Annotated in this window: 15 protein-coding genes; 3 read left to right on the top strand and 12 right to left on the bottom strand. The window is 73.3% G+C overall.

Annotation, left to right across the window (positions count from 1 at the left end; translation table 11 throughout):
- Positions 1–90: 90 nt before the first annotated feature.
- The 5 genes from ACFVVA_RS31310 to ACFVVA_RS31290 all read right to left on the bottom strand — a co-directional run bounded on the left by ACFVVA_RS31310 (position 91) and on the right by ACFVVA_RS31290 (position 10,149).
- Entirely contained in the window at positions 91–588 is a 498-nt protein-coding gene (locus ACFVVA_RS31310) for an acyl-CoA thioesterase (RefSeq protein ID WP_387694128.1), read from the bottom strand.
- Positions 588–6,464 carry an SDR family NAD(P)-dependent oxidoreductase gene (locus ACFVVA_RS31305; protein ID WP_387694186.1) on the bottom strand — a complete coding sequence of 1,959 codons (5,877 nt, stop codon included), beginning with the start codon at positions 6,462–6,464 and terminating at the stop codon, positions 588–590. Before ACFVVA_RS31305 ends, ACFVVA_RS31310 begins: the two co-directional genes overlap by 1 nt.
- 400 nt (positions 6,465–6,864) lie before the next feature.
- Entirely contained in the window at positions 6,865–7,926 is a 1,062-nt protein-coding gene (locus ACFVVA_RS31300; protein WP_387694127.1) for a carboxymuconolactone decarboxylase family protein, read from the bottom strand.
- Positions 7,927–7,966: 40 nt separating this feature from the next.
- A complete protein-coding gene (locus tag ACFVVA_RS31295; RefSeq protein WP_387694126.1) occupies positions 7,967–9,622 on the bottom strand; it encodes a GMC family oxidoreductase N-terminal domain-containing protein in 1,656 nt (551 codons plus the stop codon).
- Positions 9,619–10,149 (bottom strand): DUF5987 family protein, encoded by a 531-nt coding sequence (locus ACFVVA_RS31290; RefSeq protein WP_387694125.1) that lies wholly within the window; start codon positions 10,147–10,149, stop codon positions 9,619–9,621. Before ACFVVA_RS31290 ends, ACFVVA_RS31295 begins: the two co-directional genes overlap by 4 nt.
- A 451-nt stretch (positions 10,150–10,600) precedes the next feature.
- Between ACFVVA_RS31290 and ACFVVA_RS31285 the strand changes: the two genes are divergently transcribed.
- Positions 10,601–11,377, top strand: a complete 777-nt coding sequence (locus tag ACFVVA_RS31285) for a helix-turn-helix transcriptional regulator (RefSeq protein ID WP_387694124.1) — start codon at positions 10,601–10,603, stop codon at positions 11,375–11,377.
- Positions 11,378–11,499: 122 nt separating this feature from the next.
- On the opposite strand, the gene ACFVVA_RS31280 is transcribed toward ACFVVA_RS31285, so the two are convergent.
- The 3 genes from ACFVVA_RS31280 to ACFVVA_RS31270 form a co-directional block, all read right to left on the bottom strand.
- Positions 11,500–12,858: a cytochrome P450 gene (locus ACFVVA_RS31280; RefSeq protein ID WP_387694185.1), complete on the bottom strand. Its 1,359-nt coding sequence runs from the start codon at positions 12,856–12,858 to the stop codon at positions 11,500–11,502.
- A 2-nt stretch (positions 12,859–12,860) separates the two neighbouring features.
- Positions 12,861–13,835, bottom strand: coding sequence for a DUF1702 family protein (locus tag ACFVVA_RS31275; protein ID WP_387694123.1), 975 nt, complete (start codon positions 13,833–13,835; stop codon positions 12,861–12,863).
- A 91-nt stretch (positions 13,836–13,926) separates the two neighbouring features.
- Entirely contained in the window at positions 13,927–14,943 is a 1,017-nt protein-coding gene (locus ACFVVA_RS31270) for a DUF1702 family protein (protein ID WP_387694122.1), read from the bottom strand.
- A gap of 252 nt (positions 14,944–15,195) precedes the next feature.
- Here ACFVVA_RS31270 and ACFVVA_RS31265 point away from each other — a divergent pair, with 252 nt between their 5' ends.
- Positions 15,196–15,924, top strand: a complete 729-nt coding sequence (locus ACFVVA_RS31265; RefSeq protein ID WP_387694121.1) for a maleylpyruvate isomerase family mycothiol-dependent enzyme — start codon at positions 15,196–15,198, stop codon at positions 15,922–15,924.
- Positions 15,925–16,038: 114 nt separating this feature from the next.
- Here the strand turns inward: ACFVVA_RS31265 and ACFVVA_RS31260 are convergent, their stop codons facing one another.
- The 4 genes from ACFVVA_RS31260 to ACFVVA_RS31245 all read right to left on the bottom strand — a co-directional run bounded on the left by ACFVVA_RS31260 (position 16,039) and on the right by ACFVVA_RS31245 (position 22,155).
- Positions 16,039–17,055: an enediyne biosynthesis protein gene (locus ACFVVA_RS31260; RefSeq protein WP_387694120.1), complete on the bottom strand. Its 1,017-nt coding sequence runs from the start codon at positions 17,053–17,055 to the stop codon at positions 16,039–16,041.
- Entirely contained in the window at positions 17,052–18,980 is a 1,929-nt protein-coding gene (locus ACFVVA_RS31255) for a CRTAC1 family protein (RefSeq protein ID WP_387694184.1), read from the bottom strand. Before ACFVVA_RS31255 ends, ACFVVA_RS31260 begins: the two co-directional genes overlap by 4 nt.
- 528 nt (positions 18,981–19,508) lie before the next feature.
- Complete coding sequence (locus ACFVVA_RS31250) at positions 19,509–20,885, bottom strand: FAD-binding oxidoreductase (RefSeq protein WP_387694119.1); 1,377 nt, start codon at positions 20,883–20,885, stop codon at positions 19,509–19,511.
- Between the two features lie 28 nt (positions 20,886–20,913).
- Positions 20,914–22,155, bottom strand: a complete 1,242-nt coding sequence (locus ACFVVA_RS31245) for an acyl-CoA dehydrogenase family protein (protein WP_387694118.1) — start codon at positions 22,153–22,155, stop codon at positions 20,914–20,916.
- A 192-nt stretch (positions 22,156–22,347) separates the two neighbouring features.
- Here ACFVVA_RS31245 and ACFVVA_RS31240 point away from each other — a divergent pair, with 192 nt between their 5' ends.
- Positions 22,348–23,736 carry a condensation domain-containing protein gene (locus ACFVVA_RS31240; RefSeq protein ID WP_387694117.1) on the top strand — a complete coding sequence of 463 codons (1,389 nt, stop codon included), beginning with the start codon at positions 22,348–22,350 and terminating at the stop codon, positions 23,734–23,736.
- The last annotated feature ends 26 nt before the right edge of the window (positions 23,737–23,762 follow it).

Here is a 23,762-nt window from a genome sequence, read left to right as displayed (position 1 = left end):
GCAGGGCGCCCGGCAGGACGGCGCGGTTCGCCGCGGCCGCCGACGTCGCGCCCGGCGCCTGGGCGGGGGCCGGGGACCGGCCGTTGCCGGTCACAGCGCCCGCCCCGTACCGACCGGCCCGCCGGGCAGGGCCTGGGCGGCGAGGGCCCGCGCGACGGCCGGCCCCTCGGCGTACGGCACCAGCGCCAGGCGCAGCTCCTCGGGCACCCGGGCGGGGACGGTGGCCGTGTTCGGCCCGCGCATGCACGCGATCCGCTGCCGGCCGCGGGCGACCAGGTTCTCCTGCTCGCCGTCGATCCGCAGGTAGTCGAAGCTGAACTGGATCTGGGTCTGGGTCAGCTCCTCCAGCCGCATCCGGACCGACAGCTCGTCGAACGAGGTGATCTCGGCGAAGAAGTCGCACTCCACCTTGAGGGTGAACAGCTTCAGGTCGTCCCGCAGCTCGGCGAGCACCCCCGGCGCCTTGTCCTTGAGGAACATCTCCCGGCAACGCCCCTGCCAGCGCAGGTAGTTCACGTAGTAGACGTTGCCGACGAGGTTGGTCTCCTCGAAGCCCACGGTGTGCCGGATCTCGTAGTAGGCCGACATCAGTTCTCCTTCCCGACGAGCACCGCGAACAGCACCGGCTCCGTCCGGTCGTTGACGGTGGTGACCCAGGTGGCGACGGCCGCGTCGCCGGCGGACAGGACGACCCAACCGCCCGGGTGGACGCGGTCGAGCGTCAGCGCCTGGGTGGTCGCACCGGACTTGCGCAGGCACTCCAGCGCGCTCCAGACCCTGGTGCCGGCCACCGCCGGGCTGCAGCCCGCCTCGGCCACCAGCAGGTCCCGCAGGGCGAGTTGACCGGCGCCCAGCAGGGCGTCCCAGTCCTCGGCGCTCCGCTCCAGGACGGTCTCGACGTCGCAGGCGAGCCGCCCGGGTCCGGCCACCGCCAGGGTCAGGCCGGGGCCGTGCGAGGCCGAGACCGTGATCCCGTCGAGTCCGGGCCCACCGGCGAGTTCGGGCTTGCCGTCCGGCCGGTGGCGCAGGTCCACCGGCCGTCCCAGCGCCCGGCCGAGAGCGGTCGCGGTGCGGGCCCGGCGGTCCCCGTCGGCGGACTCCGCGGTGGAGTCCGCGGCGGGCTTCGCCGCGGGCTCGACGACCACCGCGCGGCTGCCGCCCAGCACCCGCTCCAGGCCGCGTTCCAGGTACGAACCGAGCATCGCGGGCACCCACGGTCCGGCTCCGTCGCGCTTGCGGACGGCGACCAGGGTCAGCCCCTCCCAGCGCTCGACGACCTTTCCGGCCGGGGTGCGCACGTCGAGGTCGTAGACGTAGCTGTCCCCGTCCTGGGAGCGCTCCCTGGCGTCGAGCACCACGTACTCGGCGTCCTGGTCCGCCGGGTCGGCCAGCCAGAGCCGCTCGATGCTCTGCGGCAGCAGGGTGGCGTCCGGCACGCAGCACTGGATGGCGTGCATCATCGCGTCCCGGGTGCCGGGGTCGGCCAGTTGCTGGTCCTGCGGCAGGAAGGCCGCGAACCACGGCGCCGGGGCGGTGGTGGAGATCTCCGCCAGCGCGTGCCGGGCGCTCGCCCGCCGGTACTCCAGCAGGCGCTGGAACCGCTTGCCCTGGAAGAGCACGCTGCCGTACAGCTCGGTCACCGGGTCCACCGGCACCGCCGGCAGGCCGAACTCGACCGGCACCGGCGTCCCGGGCAGCTCGGGCCGCGGGTAGCGCAGCCGGGCCCGGAAGTGGTCGGCCGCGAACTCGGTGCCCTCGCTGCGCAGCACCACGTCCACCGTCCCGGGCTCCCGGACCAGCGCCGCGATCCGGATGGTGGTCGAGCCGCCCGGCCGGACCACCACGGGCCGGCGGAACTCGACGTCCTCCAGCAGCGGCGGACCCTGGTGCCCGCTCACCGCGGCGGCGACCTGGGCCATCGCCTCCATGCCGAGCACGGCCGGGAAGAGCAGGTCGTCCTGGAGCCGGTGGTCGGTCAGATAGGGGTCGCCGCCCTCGGTCAGCTCGGTCTCGGTGATCAGCTCGATGCCCGGGTGGTGCGCGACCACCCGCTCGACGAACCTGGTCAGCGGCAGCTCGCGCCGCTCGGTGGTGAGGGTGGGCAGGCCGCCGGCCCGCCCGCTGACCACCAGGACGGGGCCGGCCGAGGGGTCCGCGAGCACCTCGCGGAGCGCCTGGATGCCGTTCTCGGTGGAGATCGGCGTGATGCCCTCCCGGATCAGCGCCTCGACGACGCCGAGCCGTTCGCCCATGCCCGCGCCCGACCAGACCGACCACTCCAGCGCGACGGCCCGGGCCCGCGGGTACCGGTCCTGGAAGCGGAGGGTCAGCTCGGTCATCCAGTCGTTGGCGGTGGCGTAGTGCGCCTCGCCGCGCAGTCCGGCCCGGCCGATGATCGAGCCGAAGGTGATCAGCAGCTTCAGGCGTTCCGGTTCGACGGCCGCCAGGACCGCCTCCAGGCCGTCGGTCTTGGGCGCCAGGGTCCGGCGGAAGTCCTCGGCGCTCAGCGCCTCCAGGGCGGCCGGCTGGTTGAAGCCCGCGCCGTGCAGCACGGCGGTGACCGGGCCGAGGCCGTCCTCCAGCAGGGCCACCGCGGCGGCGATCTGCTCGGCCGAGGTCACGTCGGCGCGGGCGTAGCGGTGGCGCAGGCCCGCGGCCTCCATCCGGGCGAGGTTCCCGGCGAGTTCGGGGTCGGTGGCCGGATCGGCGCGGCCGATCAGGGCCAGGGCCGCCCCGGAGTCCTGGGCCATCGCGATGGCGCACTCGGCGGTGATGCCCTTGCCGCCGCCGGTGACCAGGAGGACGTCCCCGGCGTCGAGCGGGGACCCGCCCTCGGTCGCGGGACGCAGCTGCAGCGGCCGGAGCACCGGGACGGTCCGGCGCCCGTCCGGCTGGTAGCGGACCTCCGCGAAGCCGGCCGTGGCGGCGGTCTCGGCGACCACGCGGGCCACCGCCTCGTCACGGGCCGCGCCCTCGGGGGCGGTGTCGGCCAGCTCGACCACCGTGACCGGGACCGACGGGTGCTCCAGGTGCAGGGTCTTCGCCAGGCCGGAGGCCCCCAGCCGGTGCTGGACCACGACCAGCCGGGTGCCCTCGGGGGCGGCCAGGACGGCCCGCCCGGCGGTCAGGAAGAGCTCCGCCTCCTGCGGTCCGCACGCGTCGGGGAGGCAGAGCAGCACGCCGTCCCCGACGCCCGCCGCGGCGAGCGCGGTGCCCAGCGGTTCGGCGAGCGGGTGGCCGGGGGTGCTGTGCACCGTCCAGCGCCCGGCCGGGGCGGGGTCCTCGGCGGGCCGCGGCCGGGCCGGCAGGACGGCCTCCCGGTGCTCGACCGCGAAGGGCCGCACCCACGGGGCCACACCGGCGACCTCGCCCGCCGACTGGCCGCCGTCCTGCGCGGTGTCCGCCAGCTGGTCGATCAGTTCGGCGATCCCGCCCAGGTTGACGGTCGCGTAGTTGGGCGTCGCGGCGAGCACGGGCCGGCCGAGCGCCCGGGTGACGTCGTTGACGATCTGGCCGATGGTGATGGAGCTCAGGTGCAGGTCGTCCATCGGGTGGGTCTGCGCGGTGACGGAGTCCAGCGGCAGTTCGACCCGCTCGGCCGCGAGCCTGCGCAGCAGTTCCAGGGTGGAGTCCGTGCCCTCGCCGGTGTCCGCGGACACCGCCGCGCCGGCCCGCTCGTCCCGGCCCGGCCCGCCGTCCGCCGCCAGCTCCGCGTCGATGGCCGGGGCCGCCTCGCAGGGGTTGGCCAGGAAGGTCATCGCACCGTCCGCCGGCAGCTGCCGGATCAGGCGGTCGCCGAACAGGACCGCGGTCCGCAGCGGTACGCCGAGCACGAACGCGGCGCCGGCGACCCTGAGCAGCGGGCCGAGCGAGGCGCTGTCGGTGTCCACCGCCAGGGTGGTGAGGTTCGGGGCGATCTCCGCCAGCAGGCCGGACAGCACCCGGCCGGGGCCGACCTCCACGACCAGGTCGGCGTCGGCGACCGCCACGGCGGCGGCCTCCTGGAACCGGACCGGGAGCAGGACCTGTCCGCGCAGGACCTCGCGCAGGTCGGCGGACGGGTCCAGGAGCCGTCCGGTGACCGTGGAGGCGATCGGGCGGACGGGTTCCTGGAAGTCGAACCGCGCGAGCTCGGCGGCCATCGCGACCGCGGCCGGCTCGACCAGCGGCGAGTGGAAGGCGTGCGACACGTTCAGCCGGGTCGCCGTGACGCCCTCGCCCGCGGCCCGGCGGCAGACCTCGTCGACCGCCTCGGCGGGGCCGGACAGCACGGTCTGCCGGGGCCCGTTGTAGCCCGCGATCACCACGTCCTGTCCGGCGGACAGCCGGGTGGCCTGCTCCGGGGTCGCCGCCAGTCCGGCCATCGCGCCGCCGCCGTGGCTGGCCTGGGCCATCACCCGGCCGCGGATCGTGGCGAGGCGCACCACCTGTTCCTCGGTCATCGCACCCGCCCAGTGCAGGGCGGTGAGCTCCCCGAGGCTGTGGCCGACGGCGGTGTCGGCCCGGATGCCGACCGCGTCCAGCACCCGCAGGGCGGCCAGGGAGCCGGTGACGATGCGCGGCTGGGCGACCTGGGTGGCGACCTGGTCGTCGCCGGTGGGCAGGGCGGCGGCGCGGAACACCTCCTCCGCCGCGGCGAACCGGCGCCGGATCGCGCCGACGGCGCCGCGGCCGGAGCCCTGGCCCGGGAAGAGGTAGGCGATCCGGGGGGCGGTCCGGGCGTGGCCGAGGAAGATCCCCTCACCGGCCGAGGACACCTCCCGCGCTCCGGAGTCGAGCAGGGCGAGCAGCCGTTCGAGGCCGCGCACGGCGTCGTCCGGGCCGGTCGCCACCACGGCGGCCCGCACCGGGCCGTCGGCGAGCCGGTCGGCCAGGGTGCCGGCCAGGTCCGCGAGTTCGGCCTGGGCCAGCTTGGGCACCAGGTCGAGCAGCCGGGTCAGCTCCGCGCGCAGCGCGGCCGTGTCCGCCGCGTCCAGCAGCAGGAGTTCGGCGTCCTGGCGGCCGGCGACCAGCCGAGTGGTGCGCGCGTCGAGCGCCTCGCGCCGGGTGCTGCCGGGTGCCTCGGCGAGGGTGACGTGGGTGTTGATCCCGCCGAAGCCCATGGCCGACACCCCGGCCCGGACCGGGTGGCCGGCCGGCCAGAGTTCGGCCTGGCGCGGAACGTACATCGCCGCCTCGTCACCGAGCAGGCCGGGGTGCGGGTCGACGTGGCCGGTGGCCGGGGGGATCACCTGGTGGTGCACGGCGAGGGTCGCCTTGATCAGGCCGGCCACGCCCGCGGCGGCCTTGGTGTGCCCGAAGTTCCCCTTGACCGTCCCGAGCGCGGCCGGACGGGCCGTCGGGTCCGCGGCGCGGCGGGCGGTGGACAGCGCCTCGATCTCGGTCGCGTCGCCGAGGGCCGTGCCGGTGCCGTGGCCCTCGAAGTACGAGACCGTCTCGACGCCGTAGCCGGCCCGCCGGTAGGCGCGGGTCAGTGCCAGCCGGTGGCCGCTCGCCTCGGGCCGGGTGATGCCGCCCTTGCCGTCCGAGGAGACGCCCCAGCCGCTGATGCTCGCGTAGATCCGCCGCCCCTGCGCCAGCGCGTCCCGCTCGCGCATCAGCACGAGCATGCCGGAGCCCTCGCCGGGCCAGAAGCCGTTGGAGTCCCGGTCGTAGACCTTCATCTCGCCGGTGGCCAGCGCGCCCGTCTTGGCGAAGCCGATCACCTCGAACGGGTCGATGGACAGGTCGACGCCTCCGGCGACGGCCACGTCCAGTTCGCCGTCGGCCAGTGCCTTCGCCGCCGTGACGACGGACAGCAGGGAGGAGGAGCAGGCCCCGTCGACCGTGTAGCCGCCGCCGCGCAGGTCGAAGTGGTTGCAGATGCGGCCGGCGATGGTGTTGGCGAGGCCGCCGGCCAGCGAGTCCTCGTCGATGGCCGGGAAGGGCGCCTTGTACTGCGGCTCCAGCTCCTGGAGGAGCTTCGCGACGTCCTCCTCGGACCAGCCCTGGCCGGTGAGCGCGGCGGCCACCGTGCGGCGCACGTAGGGCCACCGCAGCCGCATGATGTTGGCCCGCGAGAATTCCCCGGTGAGGCTGTTTCCGACCACCACGCCGGTGCTCTGGTGGGGAAGTCCCGAGCCGTCCGGGAATCCGGCGTCGGCAAGTGCCTCGGCGGCCACGTCGAGGGCCAGCCAGTGCGTCAGGTCGGTCGCCCGGTACGTGCTTCCGGCGACGCTGTATTTGATGCGGTCGAACGCGTAGTCCCGCAGGACCGCGGCCTTTTTCGTGTAGTGCCGGTCCGGCGCACTCCGGTCCTCCGACCAGTAGTCCGCCTGGTTCATCCGCTCGTCCGGCAACCGCCGGAAGGCTCGACGGCCGCCCAGTACGTTGTCCCACAGTTCGCTCGCCGAATTGGCGTCCGGATAACGGAGGCCAATTCCTACGATAGCGATCCGCTCACTGCTCACGTATTCACCACCCATGGAGATGAATTGACGGCGAATCTCCTCGCCGACTCGACTCGCCTGCACTGTCGTCAAGAATGCATCTGCGGCCGCCCCGATGTCTTCTCCGAGTTTGCTTTCCGCCTGGTGGGGGGCGCTGCTTTTCCATAACGGTGTGATTTCTCGGCGCCGCTGTTCAATAACGCCGTCATTTCCGGAACGGGCCGCGCCCGTACGGGCGGCCGTACGGACGACCGTGCCGGTGGATGTGCCGGTGGACGTGCCGATGCCCGTGCGGACGGCTGTGCGGGCGGTCGTGCGGACGGCTGGGCGGGCAACCGTGCCGACGCCCGTGCCGATGCCCGTGCGGGCGGCCGGGAACGCGCCGAGGCTCCCGCCGGTCGGCGGGAGCCTCGGTCGTGCGGGGCCGTGCGCGGGGTCAGCCGTCGGCGGCCTTGGGCAGGCGGGCACCGAGCCGGGCGCCCAGCTCCCGGGCTGCCGTCAGGGCGGCCCAGGAGGTGAGCTCGATCAGCGCGGTGTCGCCGGGCCGGTCGCTGCGGAACTCGGCGACGAGGCCGTCGTCGACCTGATAGGAGGCCTGGGCGGTCAGCAGGGCCAGCCGGCCCGCCGCACGCTGGTCCCCGGGCAGGGCCGACACCGCGTCCTCGACCCAGGCGCGGCTGATCCCCGGCGGTCGGCCGTCCCACCCGGCCAGCCGGTCCGTCACCAGGGCGCGGACGCCGTCCGGCACCGACCGGGCCCCCGCCGCGTCGATCGCGGCGGCCGCCCGGGCGAACGCGCCGGCGACGCTGGGGGTGCCCGCCGCCCAGCTCAGGTCCCCGGGCAGCGGCGCGGAGGGCAGCAGGTCGAGGGAGGTCCCGGCCGGCGGGGCGAGGCGCGCGCTGCGGCGCATCAGCCGGCCGAGGACCGCTCTCGCCGCCGACCGCGCGGCCGGCGGCAGACCGGCCGGCAGCGGGCTCTGCGCGAGGAACAGGTTGACCATGCGGTTCAGGTAGTGGAAGGTGACGGCCACCCCGACCAGCTCGGGCGCCGCCTGCGCGGGGAACGGCGGCCCGTCGTCCGGCGCCTGCCCCCGGTCGCCGTCCGACCGGAACCAGTCGGCCCACCCCTCGGCCGTCGCGCGGGCCGTGCCCGGGGCGGCGGCCCCGGGCAGCAGCGCGGCCAGCGCCGTGCCGTGCACCTCCACGCAGTACGGGCAGGCGTTGGCGGCCGAGACCGCCGCGGCCACCGCCTCCTTGGTCGCGCGGTCGACCCGCCCGCCGGCCACCAGGGTCTCCCGCAGCATCACCCAGGAGGCGGCGAGCACCTCCGGCGCGGCGGCGTGCAGCCCGATCGGCGGGGCAAGCATGCCGAACTCCCGCTCGACCTCGGCGAAGACGCCGGCCACCTCCTCCCCCGCGTCCGCCGGCCGCACCGCGGCGACCCGGCGGATCTGCGCCATCGACCTCCGCAGGGCCGGCCGCAGGAACGGTGTCGTCATGTTCCCCCTCCTCGATGGCTCGATCCGGTGCCGGGTCCGGCTACCGGCGCATCAGGCCGGGCAGCTGCACCTGCACGCCGCGCCGTCCGCTGGTCGCACCGTCCGGCGCGGGAGCGCCGTAGACGACGTCCACGCCGCGCTCCCGCGCGGCCCGCACGATGCCGGGGATCGCGCGTTCGGCGAGCGCGGAGATGGTCAGCGCGGGGTTGACCGTGAGCGCTCCCGGGACGGCGGAGCCGTCGGTGACGAAGATGCCCGGGTGGTTGCGGAGTTCCTGCCGGTCGTCGAGCGCCGAGGCCTGCGGGTCGTCGCCGATCCGGCAGGACGCCAGCGGGTGCACGGTGTAGGCGCCCACCAGGTCGTTGGTCCACGGCATGACGCGGGCGAGTCCGTCGCGCTCCAGGATGTCCTTCACCACGGCGTCCGAATCGGCCCAGGCGCGCAGGGTGTTGGCGGTCGGCCGGTACGAGATCGACCCGCGCCCGAGCATCTGCTGGGAGATCCGGACGGCGTTGCCGGTGGGCGGCGGCGGCCCGAAGACGCCCTCGTTGTCGTCCTCGATCATGGTGAAGACGGTCAGCCAGGACTGCCACTGCCGGACCAGTTCCTTCTTCTCCACGCCGAACCAGCTGGGCCCGGTCGCGTCGGGCACCTGCGCCAGGATGGTGCCGAAGCCCGGCGGGAAGTAGAGCTGCTCCAGGGAGAACCGGGAGTGCTCCGGCAGCGATCCGTCGAGGTTGTCCCAGCTCGCCACGACCGGGCCCTTGCCGATCTGGTTGGCCTTGAACGCGCGGCCGTCGGAGCGCTTGAGCCCCAGCAGGTCGCGGGCCTTCTCCTCGTCCACGATGGCCGTGTTGAGGCGTTCGCCGTTGCCGGAGAAGTAGCGGCCCACGGCGTGCGGCATGGTGCCCAGGGTCGCCTCGGAGCGCTGGAGGATGACCGGGGTGGCGCCGGCGCCGGCGGCGAGCACGACGATCTTCGCGTCGATGGTGCCGCTGCCGACGTGCACCCGGTAGTCCACGTCGTCGACGACGTCGTAGTGCACCCGGTAGCCGCCGTCGTCCGTCCGGGACAGCTGCTGCACCTCGTGCAGCGGCCGGATCTCGGCGCCGTGCGCGAGGGCCGCCGGAAGGTAGTTCAGCAGCAGGGACCGCTTGGCGTCGAAGCGGCAACCGGACATCATCCAGTTGCAGTTGGTGCACTTCGCCCGGTCGATGGCGGCCGGGACGGGGTTGGCGGTGCGTCCCGCGTGCTCGCAGGCGGCGGCGAACAGCCCGCCCGCGTACGTGACGTCGTTCCAGTCCTGCTGGGTGATGGGCAGCGCCTCGGCCACCCGGTCGTACCAGGGGTCGAGGACGTCCCGGTCGATGGCGGCCGGCCACATCCGGCGGCCGATGCTGCCGCGGCGCTCGAAGACGAACTTCGGGGCGCGCGGCATCGCGGCGAAGTACACCACGCTGCCGCCGCCGACGCAGTTGCCGCCGAGCAGGCTCATGCCGTCGCCCACCACGAAGTCGAAGATCCGGGTGTACGAGGAGCCGAGCAGGAAGTCGTGGTCGAAGTCGTCCGCCTTCAGCCACGGGCCGCGCTCCAGGATGGTGACCTTCGCGCCGCCGGCCGCCAGGTGGTACGCCGCGATCGCGCCGCCGAAGCCGCTGCCCACGATCAGGACGTCGGTGCTCTCGGTACTCGTCATGCGGGACTCCCTGAAGGCGTGGTGTCCGGGTGGGGGTCTGCCAGTTGCTTGCCGTACGAGAAGTCGGGGAACCGCCACAGGCCGTCCTCGTCGGGCTTCATGAACCCCATCGCCGTGAGGCCCGGGTGGCCCGACGCGAGCGCGTCCGCGGTGGGCATGTGGGCGGCGGTGTCGAAGGCCATGTTGGCGAACAGCGCCAGCAGGACCCACAGTTCCCGTTCCTGGTGCTCCGTTCCGGTCAACTCCTGCACCAGCCTGGTCCGGTCCGCGAACGGCAGGGCGACGAACGGCGGCACCGAGTCGTCGAGCCGCAGGCCGTGCTCGTCCGCGTACGTGCTCGCGTGGCGGTTGAGTGCCTGCTGGTAGTCGTCCAGGGCGTCCGACAGTCCGGTCGCGGGGGTTTCGAGCAGTTCGATGGCGCCCGCCTGGACGGCCCCGCCGCCGGTCGAGGCGCCGGCGACCGCCCGGTCGTCGGGCGAGCGTTTCTCGCCCGGGACGATCGTGTCCGCGAAGGCTTCGAGTGTCATGGTCCGGTCATGGTTTCGATCTGAGGCAGGCGATCCCACCGGCATCTCCTCAGCTACTTGTCGAAAAGCGGGGACGGCGCACACCGGCCGATCCCGATTCGCATACGCGACTGTGGCATCGTGCGCCCAATGCGCTCCCGCCCGCATCTCTCGCGTTGCTGAGCGCCCCCACCGCCGTTCAAACCCGACTTCCGGGATGTCTCACCGCTCGGGCATGCCAACGGCACGTGCCGCCCGGCCCATTGCGGCTGTCATGTGCCTGCTGCTACGGTCGTCACTTGCTATGGCGGCGACACTTTTCAGCTTCGCCTTCCGAAGGGGGTTCTCCCTTCGCTTGCCCTGGCGCCTTCGACAGTCGGCCTGTCACCGCGGCCGTGACTTTCGTTCCCGATCATCGCAAGGGTGGAATTCTGTTCATCCGCAGGTGCGGCGGAGAAGCTGGAGTCTAAAGATGACATCTGCCATCGAGCAGGCTGTTTCCCGGGCCATCGAAACCATGCACGACAACATCGGCGAGTTACTGACCATCGACGATATGGCGCAGGCGGCCATGTACAGCAAGTTCCACTTCTCCCGGGAATTCCAGCGGATGACCGGGGTGTCACCACGGCGGTTCCTCTCCGCCCTCCGGCTCGAAACGGCCAAGCGCCTCCTCGTCGAGACCTCGTTCACGGTGACCGAGATCAGCCACCGCGTCGGGTACAACAGCGTCGGCACCTTCAGCTCACGGTTCGCCAACAGCGTCGGCGTGCCCCCCACCACCTACCGTCAACTCGGGGGCTTCACTCCCCGGATCGAGATCGACGCGCGCGGCCTGGCCCGGAGCACCGAGCTCTCGACCTTCCGCGGCGAGGTCCGGGCCCCGGTCGCGGGGCACCTCGGCCTCGTGTACATCGGACTGTTCCCGACCCGGGTCCCCGAGGGCCGGCCCGCCGCCTGTACCGTCCTCCCCCGCCCCGGCGTCTTCTTATTCGACCAGGTGCCGGCCGGCACCTGGTACCTGCTGGCGCACTCCGTCCCGGCCGCCTTCGACGAGGTGCTGACGGGTGACCATCCCGTCTCGGTGGGATCGGTCGGACCGATCGAGGTGCGGCCGGACGTGCCGCTGCTGCCGATCGAACTGCGCCTGCGCCCGGCCCGCGTCCTCGACCCGCCGGTCCTGCTCGCGCTGCTGGACGCGCGGACGATCGCGCAGACCGTGCGGACCCCGATCACCGACACCGCCTGATCAGGCCCGGGCCCCGGCGGCGGGCCACAACGACAGGGGCCTCCGCCGCGGCGGAGGCCCTCCGCACGAAGCCCCCGCGACGTCGTCGCGGGGGCTCTGCCGTGTGCCGGGCGGGTGGCCGCTCAGCCGGCGGAGTGCACCGTCATCGGCAGGCCGCCGCGCACCCGCAGCGACAGCATCGGCTCGGCCACCACCCGGTACCCGGGCACCTTCCTCAGCCGCAGGTCCCGGGCGACCATGGCGATCGTGAACGTGGCCTCCAGCAGCCCGAGGTGGTTGCCGATGCAGAAGCGCGGACCCGCCCCGAACGGGATGTAGGCGTAGCGCGGCCGGTCCGAGGCCCGGTCCCGGTCGAAGCGCTCCGGGTCGAACTGCTCCGGGTCGTCCCAGAACCGGGAGTGGCGGTGCAGGGTGTACGGGCAGATCAGGACGTCGGAGCCGGCCGGGACGTGGTACCCGCCGACCTCGTCGTCCGCCTGGGCCTGCCGCGGCAGGATCCACACCGGCGGGTAGAGCCGCATGACCTCCTCGACCACCATCGAGGTGTACCGCAGGCGGTGCAGGTCCTCGAACTCGGGCAGGCGGTCGCCGAGCACCTCGACGGCCTCGGCGTGAAGCCGGTCCATCACCTCGGGGTGCCGGTCGGCCAGGTAGAAGGTCCAGCCCAGGGTGCTCGCCGTGGTCTCGTGGCCGGCCAGCAGCAGGGTGACCAGTTCGTCGCGCATCCGCTGGCGGGCGACCTTGTGGTCGGGCTCCTGCCGGGTGGCGACGATCAGGCGGGACAGCGCGTCCTCCCCCACGATCTCCCCGGCGTCGCGGGAGACCCGCTCCGCCACCAGCCGGTCGACCACCCCTTGCAGGTCCTGCCGGGCCTGCCGGAAGCGGAGCTGCTTGGACAGCGGCACCCAGCCGGGCACCATGCCCATGGTGACCATGTCGAACATCGCCTGGTCCTGCACGGCCTCGAAGTCGTGGCCGACCGCCTCGAAGGCGCTGAGGTCGACGTCGAGCAGGGTGCGGCCGAGCACCCCGAGGGTGAGGGCCGTGACCTCCTTGGTCACGTCGACCGGCGCGCCGCCCTCGTGCGCCCGCAGCCGGCCGACCAGCTTGGCCGCCTCCTCCGCGACGGCACCGGCCTGTTGGACGATCCGCTTGTGCTGGAAGGCGGGCTGGATCTGCCGGCGCTGCTTGCGCCAGAGCTCCCCCTCGCTGGTCAGCAGGCCGTTGCCGAGGGCCCGCCGGGCCTGGGCCAGGCCGATCCCCTTGTGGTAGTTGGCGGCGTTGTCCGCGAGCACGTGCTTGGCGTGGTCGGGGTGGTTGAAGAAGTAGAGCGTCTTGGGGCCCATCGAGATCCGGACCGCGTCGCCGTACTCCGCGGCGGCGGAGCGCATCATTTCGAGCCGGTCTCCCACCAGCCTGCGCAGCAGGACGGGGGCGGCCCGGCGCGGCGGGCCCGGCGGCACCCGGCGGGTGGCGGCCACGGTCAGCACCCCCCGACGGTGGCGAAGCGGTCGGCGATGGCCTGGCGCCACACCTCGTACGCGGGCAGCGCGCCGGGCACCGGCCCGCCGGGCCGCACCTCCTGGGTGACCGCGGCGGCCTGATCGGGCGTCATGCCGCAGAAGACCCGGGTGGCCAGCTCGGTGTGCGGCACCAGCAGTCCGGCCCGGATCCGGGCCTCGGCGGCGAACGCGCTGCCCTGGGCGACCATCGGCGCGTGGATGCCGGCCCGGTCGCGGAACGCGCACAGCTCCGACTCGTCCTCGCCGCCGGCGTAGGTGGCGGCCAGTCCGGCGCCGCCGTAGAGGTCGGACCGCCGGGACTCCGGGAACTTCTCGATCATGGTCGCGACCAGTTCGGCGTCGGTGCCGCCGACGAACCACAGGGCCCGGCCGATGCCCTGGTCGATCGCGCGGCCGGCGTACGACGGGGAGTCGTGGGCCGGCCAGGGGAAGGCCGGGTCCCGGTACTGCTGGTGGACGTACCGTTCGGTGCGGAAGTACGCCTGGTGGAAGCCGTACCCGTCGAGCACCAGCCAGCGCAGCAGCGGGTCGAGCTTGTCGATGTCGGGCCAGCAGAACCTCGGCAGCCGGGCCATCGCCCAGCCGATGCCGACGTAGACCATGTAGACGTGGTCGGCGCCCCGGCCGGTGAGGCAGCGGGCCACCGAGTCGCGGCCGGACAGCCGCAGCCCGTCGAGCATGGCGAACCCCATTCCTGCGCCCTCGTAGGCGAAGCCGCGGAACCGGTCCGGGATTTCCTCCAGCGGGTATTCCGCCTCCGCCGGGTTCCGGGCCTCCACGGCGTGGGCGTAGCCCTCCAGGAACCGCGCGCCGACCGTCTCCAGGAGGTCCTGGGCGGCCGGCGACTTCCGGTGGAAACCACGCGTTTCCAAGAGCGTTTCAGAGGTGCTCGGAGTGAGAACTCGACGTCGGAGCGTCCGCCATGCACTGGACACGCCATACTCCTCTCGGGTTTCCCGCGGGGCGGCCGGTCCGCCCCGCGGATGACTTCGCACCGGTCCGGCCCGGGGCTCGTCGGGAAAGCACTCAGGCCGCCGGCCCCGGCGCGGGCCGGGGCGAGGGCCCGGCCTCGCGGAAGTGCTCGCGCACGTTCGCCCGCCAGAGCTCGTACGGGGGCGGCCCGCCGGCGGCGCCCGGGGTGCGGTCGTCCACCGCGCAGGCGTCGGCCACCTTCGCCGCCGCCTCCACCGACAGGCCGGTCAGGCCCGTCGAGGCGACCTCGGAGTGCGCGGGCACGAAACCCGCGTACGCACGGGCCTTGGAGGCGAACACCGACCCCTGGGCGAGCTCCGCCCGGTGCGGGCCCGCCGCGTCGCGCAGCCCGGCCAGGCCCTCGGCCGTGCCGCCGCCCGCGAAGGTCGAGGCCAGCCCCACGCCGCTCCACAGGTCGCCCTGCCGGTCCGCGCCGAACCTGCGCACCGCGGCCGCGACGTTCGCCGGCGATCCGCCGTGGATGAACCACAGCGCCCGTCCGACGCCCTGGTCGACGGCCCGCTGGAAGTACTCGGGCGCGCCCTGCCACGGGTACGGCTTGGGCCTGCGCTGCCCGTCCACCCAGCGCCGGGTGTGGAAGTAGGCGAGGTCGAAGCCGTAGCCGTCGACGGCCAGCCAGCTCATCGTCGGGTGGTAGGGCGTCCCGGTGAGGTCCGGCAGCACCTTGGGCCACAGCGACCTCGGCAGCCGCGCCATGGCGAAGCCGATGCCGATGTACGCCAGGAAGATGTGCGGCTGCCCGGACCCGGCCAGCAGGTCACGGGTGCGGTGGCCGCGGCCCATCGCGTCCAGGACGGTGAAGGCCATGGTGGCGCCCTCGTACGCGAATCCGCGCTGTTCGGGTTCGACCAGGCCGAGTCGGCGCTCGACCTCCCACTGGCTCCGGGCGTCGATCCCCCACTCGAAGCCGCAGACCACCGCCTGGGGCACCGCCTCCAGCCGTTCGGTGCTCTCCGTCGGTGTCACCGGGAAGCCGCGTCCGGCGAAGGTCACCGAGGCCAGTGACGGTGTCAGTACCAGTCGGCGCAGCGATCCGAAGGTCGTCGGCACGATCCCTCCCAGGCTCACGTCCCGCAATTGACGGTCCTCCCCATGGTCCTGAGGTGGCGTCACGGCCCGCATCTCCACGGTTGCGTTTCTGAACCCGCCCGGCCGCCGGGCGTCTTCGGGCGTGCTCCGCCCGCCGTCCCGTCGGCCGTCGCCCGGAACCCGGGCGCCACAATGGAACCGGCCCGCGCGAGACCGGGGTTCCGGCACCGTCGGTCCGTCCCCGCAACGTCGTCCAACCGAAGGAGAGCCCGTATGAGCACGTATCAGCGCAACGCCGAGGCCACGACCGGGTCGCTCTGGGACCGCTCACCGGACCATCTCGCCTACCGCGGCTCCCGGGAGAACATCACCGGGCTGCTGGGCGGCCGGCCCGCGGTGGCCGACGTCCCCGTGCCGGCCTGTCCGGGGTGGACGGTCCTGGACCTGGTCGGCCATCTGCTGGAGGTCTGCCGCACGGTGGCCGCCGACGCGCCGGGCAACCTGTGGGAGGTGCCGCACGCCGACTCCGGCGACGGCCTCGCCGGTCTGCTCACCGAGTGGTCACGGCTGGACGGCGGGGTCGAACGGGTGCTCACCGAGTCCCCGCAACTGCGGCACACCATGCTGATGATGGACGCGTTCACCCATGAGATCGACCTCCGGGTCGCACTGGGGGAACCGGTGCTCCCGGACCACCCGTCCTACCCCTCGTCGCTGGACCTGGTCGTCCGGGGCTTCTCCGCCGCGGTGCGCACGCTGGGGCTTCCGGCGCTGCGCATCGAGACGCCGGGCGCCGAGTGGCGGGCCGGTGACGGCGAGCCGGCCGCGGTCGTCCGCGGGCACCGGCACGACCTCCTCCGCTCGCTCACCGGCCGGCGCTCGCCGGGGCAGATCGCCGGACTGGACTGGAGCGCCGCGCCCGAGGCCTGGCTGCCCGCCTTCACCTGGGGCCCGTTCCGGCCGCCGGCGCAGCCCGTCGAGGACACGGCCGCCGGGCGGTAGGCCCCGGGCCCGACCGGTCCTCGGCGGGCCGGGAAACGGCGCTGTGGCGCTGCCCCGAGCGGGCAGCGCCACAGCGCCGTTGCGGTGTCGTGCGCGGTGTCGCACGCGGGTGCCTCAGGCCGCGACCGCCCCGACCTGCTGCGGCTGCGCGGCCGTCCCGTCCGGGGCGCCCGCCCCGGCGGAGTCCGCCTGCCGGGACCGCTTGATCAGGTGCGCGACCCACCATCCGATCCCGCGCAGGGCGCAGACGATGGTCGTGGCGTAGAAGAGCGTGTAGACCACGTTGAACACCATCAGGACCGCGTAGACCATGGCGACCGAGGAGCCGAACATGAACTGGGCCTTGGCCTTCATCGGCGTCGTTCCCGGGTCGCTGATCATGTAGTTGGTGAACAGCACGAAGGCGACGCCGGTCATCGCGCCGAGCGCGGAGTACAGCGAGACGTCCCAGATCCAGTGCCGGACGAACGCCTGGATGGCGAACGCGCCGAGCCAGCCGACGATCAGCGGCGTCCGCTTGGTGAGCAGCGCGTTGATCACCGTTCCCGCGGTGGCGATGATCAGCGGGATCATGACCCGGAAGAAGGTGTTCGCGTTCTCCGTGAACTGGTACGGCGGCGCGATGCTGAACCAGGACCCGAAGCACACCAGCGACATCGTGATCCCGAAGTTGGACGGGTTCATGTAGTGCCGCATCCGGCCGGCGATCGGCGCCTGCAGGGCGTGCTTGCCGCCGACGCCGATGACCACCCCGAAGAACATCGGCAGCAGCTGGTTGTTCCCGTAGGTCAGCATGTTGACCGCGAGCGCCGTGATGTGGGCGGGCAGCAGGAACTCGTAGACCCCGCGCACCCCGTTGCCCAGGAAGCGCGGCGGGCGCCGCTGGGCCCAGCCGCTGACCAGCTCGAAGCAGATCTCGCAGGTGTAGGCGGTGATCACCGCGATGAACGGCCACAGCCAGGGCTGTTCGAAGCCGAGCAGGGTGTAGCCGAAGGTGTTGAACACGCTGATGGAGATCGCGAAGTTGCGCAGGGCGAGGTAGCGCGGATCCTTGGGCTTCGCGGGGGCGGCGGGCGCGGAGGGCGCGGCGGCCGGGGCGCCGCCGGGGCGGGACTGCGCGGTGGCGCTCATCGGTTCGGGACCTCCTGGGCGTCGCTGGTCAGCATCAGGGTGTGCGTACCGGCGGTGAGCTGCTCGGTCTTCTTGTGCATCCCGCCGTTCGCGTCCCGCCACCGCAGCTCGACGGTGACCGGACCCTGGTGGGAGCCGAGGCCGAAGCGCGTGTCGAAGCTGCGGAAGCCGCCGTGGCCGCCGCCGCCGTCGAGCTGGGAGATCTGGGTGCCGTCCGGGGTCATCACGCACACGGTGGCGCCGTACGCCGGCGACCCGGAGTTCACCAGGCCCTCGCCCGCCCCGCCCTCGGCGGTCGGCCGGTAGAGCCGCAGGTTCAGCTGGTTGCCCAGGTTGGGCGAGGTGTTGGCGTAGAAGGCGGGCGGGCCCCACTGGCGGGCCACCGCGAAGTCCAGCCGGCCGGTCCCGGTGGTGTCGCCGGTGGCGAGGCCGCGGGTCGGGGTGGGCACGGCGATGCCCAGTTGCTCGCTGATGTTGACGTACGGGCCGTCGGGGGTCTTGGCGTAGAAGGCGATCGCCTCGTCCCCGGCGATGTCGTCACCGGGCTGGACGTTGGGCCACATCGCGGGGTTGGACAGCAGGTCGTCGTTGGTCATGGCCATCTCCTGCAGCCACGGCCAGCGGTTGATCTTGCCCTTCACGAAGCCGGTGGCCTGGAGGACGTTGAGGTCGCCGCTGTTGAGGAAGTCGCCCATCTTGGCGTCCCAGCCCCAGCCGGTCCAGGCCATGCCGTGCTCCTGGGCCTCCTGGGTGAACGGCGCGATGCCGGCGTCGAGCTTGTTCCGCATGTCGGCTTCGTCCTTGGCCTTGTTGATCCAGACGAAGTTGCTCTCCTCCAGGCCCCAGGCGACGGTGATGTTGCTGACCATCATGTCGAACTTGCCGTCGTGGCCGAGGTCGCCGAAGTCGACGCCCATGCCCTTGAAGGAACCGTTGCCGAGCACGAAGGACTTGGGCGTGGTCGGGGTGCGCTCGCCCTTGGCCTCGGTGAGCTCGATGTGCCCGGGCGTCGACCGGTTGTACAGCAGGTGCCCGTGGCCGAAGTCGTTGGCGACGTACAGCTCGGGCAGTCCGTCACCGGTCAGGTCGGCGCCGGAGATCGCCAGGGTCCATCCGGTCGACGCGTCGAAGGGGATGGCGCCCTTCTCCTCCACGTACGACGCCGTGGGCTCGGGCCCCGAGGTGCTCTGCTGCCAGCGCAGGACGTGGTCGCCGCCGGCGTTCTTGGCACTGGACAGCGAGTCGTTCATCACGACGTTCTTCAGACCGTTGGGGTCGAGGACGTCGGAGTCGGGGAAGTAGTTGCCGATCACGATCGACGGGTGTCCGCTGCCGTCGAGGTCGCCGACGTAGTCCGCGTCGGTGTTCCAGCGCGGGCCGTGGTACTTCCCGTCCAGCGACTCCGAGGGCACCAGCTCGCGCGGCACGTAGGAGCTCGCGGCGGGGGTCGTCGCGTCCGACTTGGCCATGAACAGGATGGGCGTGCGGCCCCAGTACGTGACCAGGAGGTCCATCCGGCCGTCGCTGTTGAAGTCGCCGGGTGTGCAGCCGGTGGGCGCCATGGTGTCGTCCATCGGCAGCGGCTTGCCGTCCAGCACGAAGGGCGTGAACCGGTCGGCCTCCCGGGCGGTCGGCGTGTACGTCACGACGACGCTGTCGGTCCTGGTGTCGACGATGCACATGCTGTTGGCCACACCGTGCCCGGTGAGGTCGTTGATCGCGATGCTGGCCCCGACCGAGGAGATCCACGAACGGATCTTCTGGTAGGCCGGGTTCACCTTCCGGACCGTCTTCATCGGCTGCTGGTCGTAGCCGGGCGGCATCGCGATGGGCATTTCCTTGAAGCCGTACTGCTTCGCGACCCCTTCCGCCCCGGCCACCGCGACCGAGCTCCGCGCCGCGAAGAACAGCGAGGCGGCCACCATGATCACCACCAGGCCCGGTACCAGTCTGCGGAATCGTTCACGGTTTGTCACCGAAATTCCCCTCTCGGCAGATCGCGTACGACCCTGCTTTCGCATCGAGTGCACTCCCGCGGCCGACTCCTGCGGGCCGAAAAGGCCCGGGGTCCTGGTGCCGCGGTCCCGAAATGCGACGGTGAATCCCACTTCACTCGCAGGTCTACTGCACGAGCATGAACGCCGGACGCCCGCAAAGGCATCTCTCACATTGCTCACCGGCCGGGAACGGCTTTTGCCAATTGTTTTCTCGCCGAAATAATCTCCGGCGGCGTGATCGGAAACGGGTGATCCGCCGTCCGCGATCGGCGAGTGGCGGACGGCGGACGGCGGACGGCGGTCGGCGGTCGGCGGGCAGCGGGCGCCGGCCGGCCGGGAACACGCCGAAGCGCCCTCCGAACGGACGACGGAGGGCGCTTCGACAGCAGGTGGTTCGACGGCGGGCGCCCGGGCGGGCGCGCCCTGGACCGCCGGGCGGCGCGCGCCCGGCGGCGGTCAGTAGCGGGCGGAGGCCCCCGGTGGCACGTCGTGGCGCAGCCACCCGGCGGGGTCCACCCGGCGGCGCACCCGGTCCACCCGTTCGACGTCGGCCGCGGACAGGTGCCGCTGCGGCTGCTCCAGCCGCTCGACCAGGGTCGGCGCGGTGCGGCCGGTGTCCCAGGGCGTCAGGGCGGAGCGGACCTCGGCGCAGTGCGCCCGGGCCGCCGCCGTCGCGGCCGGGTCGAGCGCCAGGCCGCCGGCGGTGAAGGCGAAGGCGGCGTCGAGGTGGCTCAGAGCCCCGCCGTCCGGATCCGGAACCGCGAGCGCGCCGCCGAGCTGCCGGAGTTCGGCGTTGACCAGTGGCGATCCCGAGCCCTCGCCGAGCACCCGGAGGAACGCCTCCGCGCCGTCCGCGCCGAGGTCGGAGAGCAGCATGTGGTCCCCCACCACCGGCACCGGATCGGTCGGGTCCATGTGGGTGCGGACCACGGCCGGCGGGGTGGTGGTCTCCCAGGTGTCCAGCACCGGCTCGGCCACCGAGCGGAACCGGCCGAGCAGGTCGGCGGCCTGGCGTTCGGCGGTCGCCAGGCCGTCCTCGGTCGGGCTGAGCACCACCCCGGCCAGGCACAGCACCGGACCGCCGGTCAGGACCGGCGGGATCTCCGGCACGGCCGGCAGGTTCATCACCCGGAACACGGTGGTGACGGCCTCCGGGGCGTCCCGGGTCCAGCCCAGCCAGCGGGACAGCAGCTCGGGGCCGTACGCGGCGGGCCAGAAGGCGGCGCCGGTGACCACCCGGGCCGCCGGGAAGAGCGCGATCTCGATCGCGGTGACGACGCCGAGTCCGCCGCCGCCCCCGCGCAGGGCCCAGAACAGCTCGGGGTCGGCGGTCGCCGAGACGCGGCGGAACTCGCCGTCCGGGGTGACGAGTTCGATCGCCCGGACGCTGTTCACGGCGAGCCCGGCGCGGCGGCCGTAGAAGCTGATCCCGCCGCGCAGCAGGTAGCCGACCACGCCGACCGTGGGCGAGGTGCCGTGCGGCGCGGCCAGCCCGTACCCGGCGGCGGCCTCGACCACCGCGCCCCAGCGCGTTCCCGCCGGCACGCGGGCGGTGCGGGCCACCGGGTCGATCACGACCGGGCCCGCGGGCTCGGTGCGCAGCAGCAGGGCGTCGTCCATCGGGCGGGCCGAGCCGGAGGCGTGCCCGGTGGTGTGCACCCGGACCCACCGGCCCGCGCGCTGGGCGTGGCGCAGCGCCGACCGGACCTGTCCGACGGTGCCGACCGTCACCGCCGCCGCCGGCCGCACCGGCGCGGCCAGGTTGAACACGGCGGTCGCGGCGGCGAAGGCGCGCTCCCCGGGCAGCGCGACGGCGTGCTCGGTCTCGGTCATGGCAGGAGCTCCTCGGCTCGTCGACGGGTCACTTGACACCGAACCGGGCACGGGCCAGCTCCCGGGTGGTCACCGCGGACAGGAAGACCCCGATCCCGGAGTGGCTGTGCAGGGTGGACAGGTCGCGCCAGATCCGCTCGATCCGCTCCCCCTGCCGCACCGCGCTCGAACCGGCCGTCGGGAAGAGCTGCCCCTCCACGGCGTGCCAGCACAGCCGGATCACCTCGCGGCAGATGGTGGCCAGGCGCAGGTCGTGCTCCCGGGTGAAGGCGCCCGGCCCTGCGGCGCACAGCTCCTGCCACTGGGTGATCGCCTGCAGCACGGCCGCCTCGGCCGTGGCGATCATGCCGGCGGCCTCGCCGTACCAGAACTGGTAGTCCGGGTCCTCGGCGCGGGTGACCACGGGCGGGAACAGCGTCGTGCGGGAGAGCATCAGCTCCTCGTAGGCGTCCAGCGCGCCCTGGGCCATGCCCACGGCGAGCGAGGCCACCTCCAGCACCATGAAGCTGAGCGAGCCGCCGCCGTACTCCGGGTTGCCGTGCAGCCGGTAGCCGGGCGTTCCCCCGTCGACGACGACCTCGCTCATGTGCGTCCGCGGGAGCGTCAGGTGGTCCGGGACCCGGCCGTCCTCGATCACGATGCTGTGCGAGCCGCTGCCCTTGAGGCCCAGCTGGCCGCCCCAGTCGTCGAGCCGGCGGAACTCGGCCCGCGGGGCGACGAAGAGCATCGGCGCGGGCGGTTCGCCGTCCTCGCCGGGCACCGGGACGTGACCCATGAAGTGCGTCGCGTACGGCGAGCCCGAGCAGTAGTTCCAGGTGCCGTCGATCCGCCAGCCGCCGTCCTCGGCGCGCTCGGCCTTCCCGTTCGGCACGATGGTGGCCGGGCAGATGAAGTCGCCGCCGGCGAAGAGCTCGGCCTGCGCCCGCTCGTCGAACAGCGAGGCCGCGGGCAGGGCGTGGGTGGCGCCGAGGCAGTACATCCACCCGGTCGACGGGCAGCCGCGGGCCAGCGTCATCGCGACCCGCAGGAAGGTGTCGATGCCGAACTCGTAGCCGCCGTAGCGCTTGGGCACGAGAATCCGGTAGAAGCCGGCCCCGGCGAACGCCTCGTGGGTGTCCTGGGCGTAGTAGGTGCGCTGTTCGGTCTCGGCTTGCCGGGGCACCAGGAGCGGCGCGATGGCCTCGGCCCTGGCGATGATCTCCCCGGGTGTCAGACCGGGCTCGGGCGGCTGCGGCGAGCCGGACCCTGCGGCGTTCATGGCGACCGTCATTGCGGCGCAGCTCCTCTACGGTTCGGGCGGGCGTTCCACCGAAGCTGGACGGACTTTCCCGGCCAGCCTGGCCCGCGGCCCGGCCGGTTCGCATCTCCCGGATTGCCAGCACGATCGAAGAACCCACGGCCGCGGGGCCGTTGCTACGGTTCCGGGGCGAATTCGCCCCGGACTCCGTGAGAGGAATTCCCCATGAGCCCCAATGGAAAGCCGCAGTCGAACGCGCCGGCGAACAGGACGCCACTCTCCTTCAACCAGGAATTCCTCTGCGGCTTCGACCGCGGGGACGACGAGGGGCCGTTCGGCCCGAGGTTCCACATCGTGCACGGCTGGCGCCTGCGCGGGAAGGTCGACGCCGCGACGCTTCAGCTGGCCCTGGACGACGTGGTGGTGCGGCACGAGGCCCTGCGCACGGCCATCGTCCGGGGCGAGGGCGAGCGGTACCAGGAGATCCATCCGCCGACCCCGGTCCGGCTGGAGCTGCGGGAGCTGGCCGGGGCGGATCCGGCGGCGCGCGAGCGGGCGGTGGAGGACCTGATCACCGAGGTGGAGTCGGGCACCATCAGCGCGCGGGAACTCCCGCTGCTGAAGGCCACCCTGCTCCGCTTCGACGAGGAGGACGCGGTCCTGGCCCTCGTCGTGCACCACACGGCGGCCGACGGCTGGTCGGTGCGGCTGATCATCCGCGATCTCGCCGTCCGCTACGCCGAGCGCCGCGGGCACACTCAGCCGGAGCTGCCGGTGGCCCTGCCGTACCACGAGTTCTCGGCGTGGCAGCGGGAGTACGCGGCGGATCCGGCACTGGAGGAGTCGCGCGCCTTCTGGCGGGAGCAGCTGGCCGGCGCCGAGATCTACTCGGTGGCCACCGACCGGCCGAAGTCGGCCGGCCTGCCGGAGTCCACCGCCATCCACCGCTTCACCGTCGACGCCGAACTGACCGCGCGGGCGGTGGAGATCGGCCGGGCGCTGCGCAGCACGCCGTTCATGGTGCTGATGGGCGCGTTCGCGGTGATGGTCGCGCGCTCCTCCGGAACGACCCGGGTGGTGGTGCCGACCTTCTCGCCGGGCCGCGGCGAGGACCGCTTCCACCACACGGTCGGGCCGTTCTTCAACTTCCTCCCGCTGTGCACCGAGCTCGCCGGGTCCCGCGACTTCGCCGAGGTGGTCGCCCGGATCCGCACCACCAGCCTGGAGGCGTACGCCCACGACATCCCGTTCGGGCAGATCCTCGCCCAGGCACCGGAGTTGATGCTGCCGACGCTGGAGGACGGCCGGGCGGCCTGTGTCTTCCAGGTCTTCCCGTTCCCGTTCCTGCTGGACGGGGAGCTGATCGGGGACCTGGAGTACACGGAGGTGCGGCGCCGGCTCACCTCGCAGCCGGTGGGCTCGGACGTGCCCAACGGCGCGCTGTGGACGCTCAACCTCGACCCGGCCGGGGACGTGGTCGCGGGCATCCAGTACAACAGCAACCTCTACGACGAGAGCTCGGTGGCGGAGCAGGTGGACCGCTTCCGCGCGGTGCTGCGGGAGCTGGTCGGCGCGCCGGACGCGCCCCTGGACCTCCGTACCGGGCGTTCCTGAACCACTGGGGCCGACGGTCCCCGCCG

The sequence above is a fragment of the Kitasatospora sp. NPDC058048 genome (assembly GCF_042885555.1).
Classification (GTDB): Bacteria; Actinomycetota; Actinomycetes; order Streptomycetales; family Streptomycetaceae; genus Kitasatospora; species Kitasatospora lactacystinica.
Note: the sequence above shows the minus strand (reverse complement) of the source record. Positions and strands in the feature narration are given on the sequence as shown.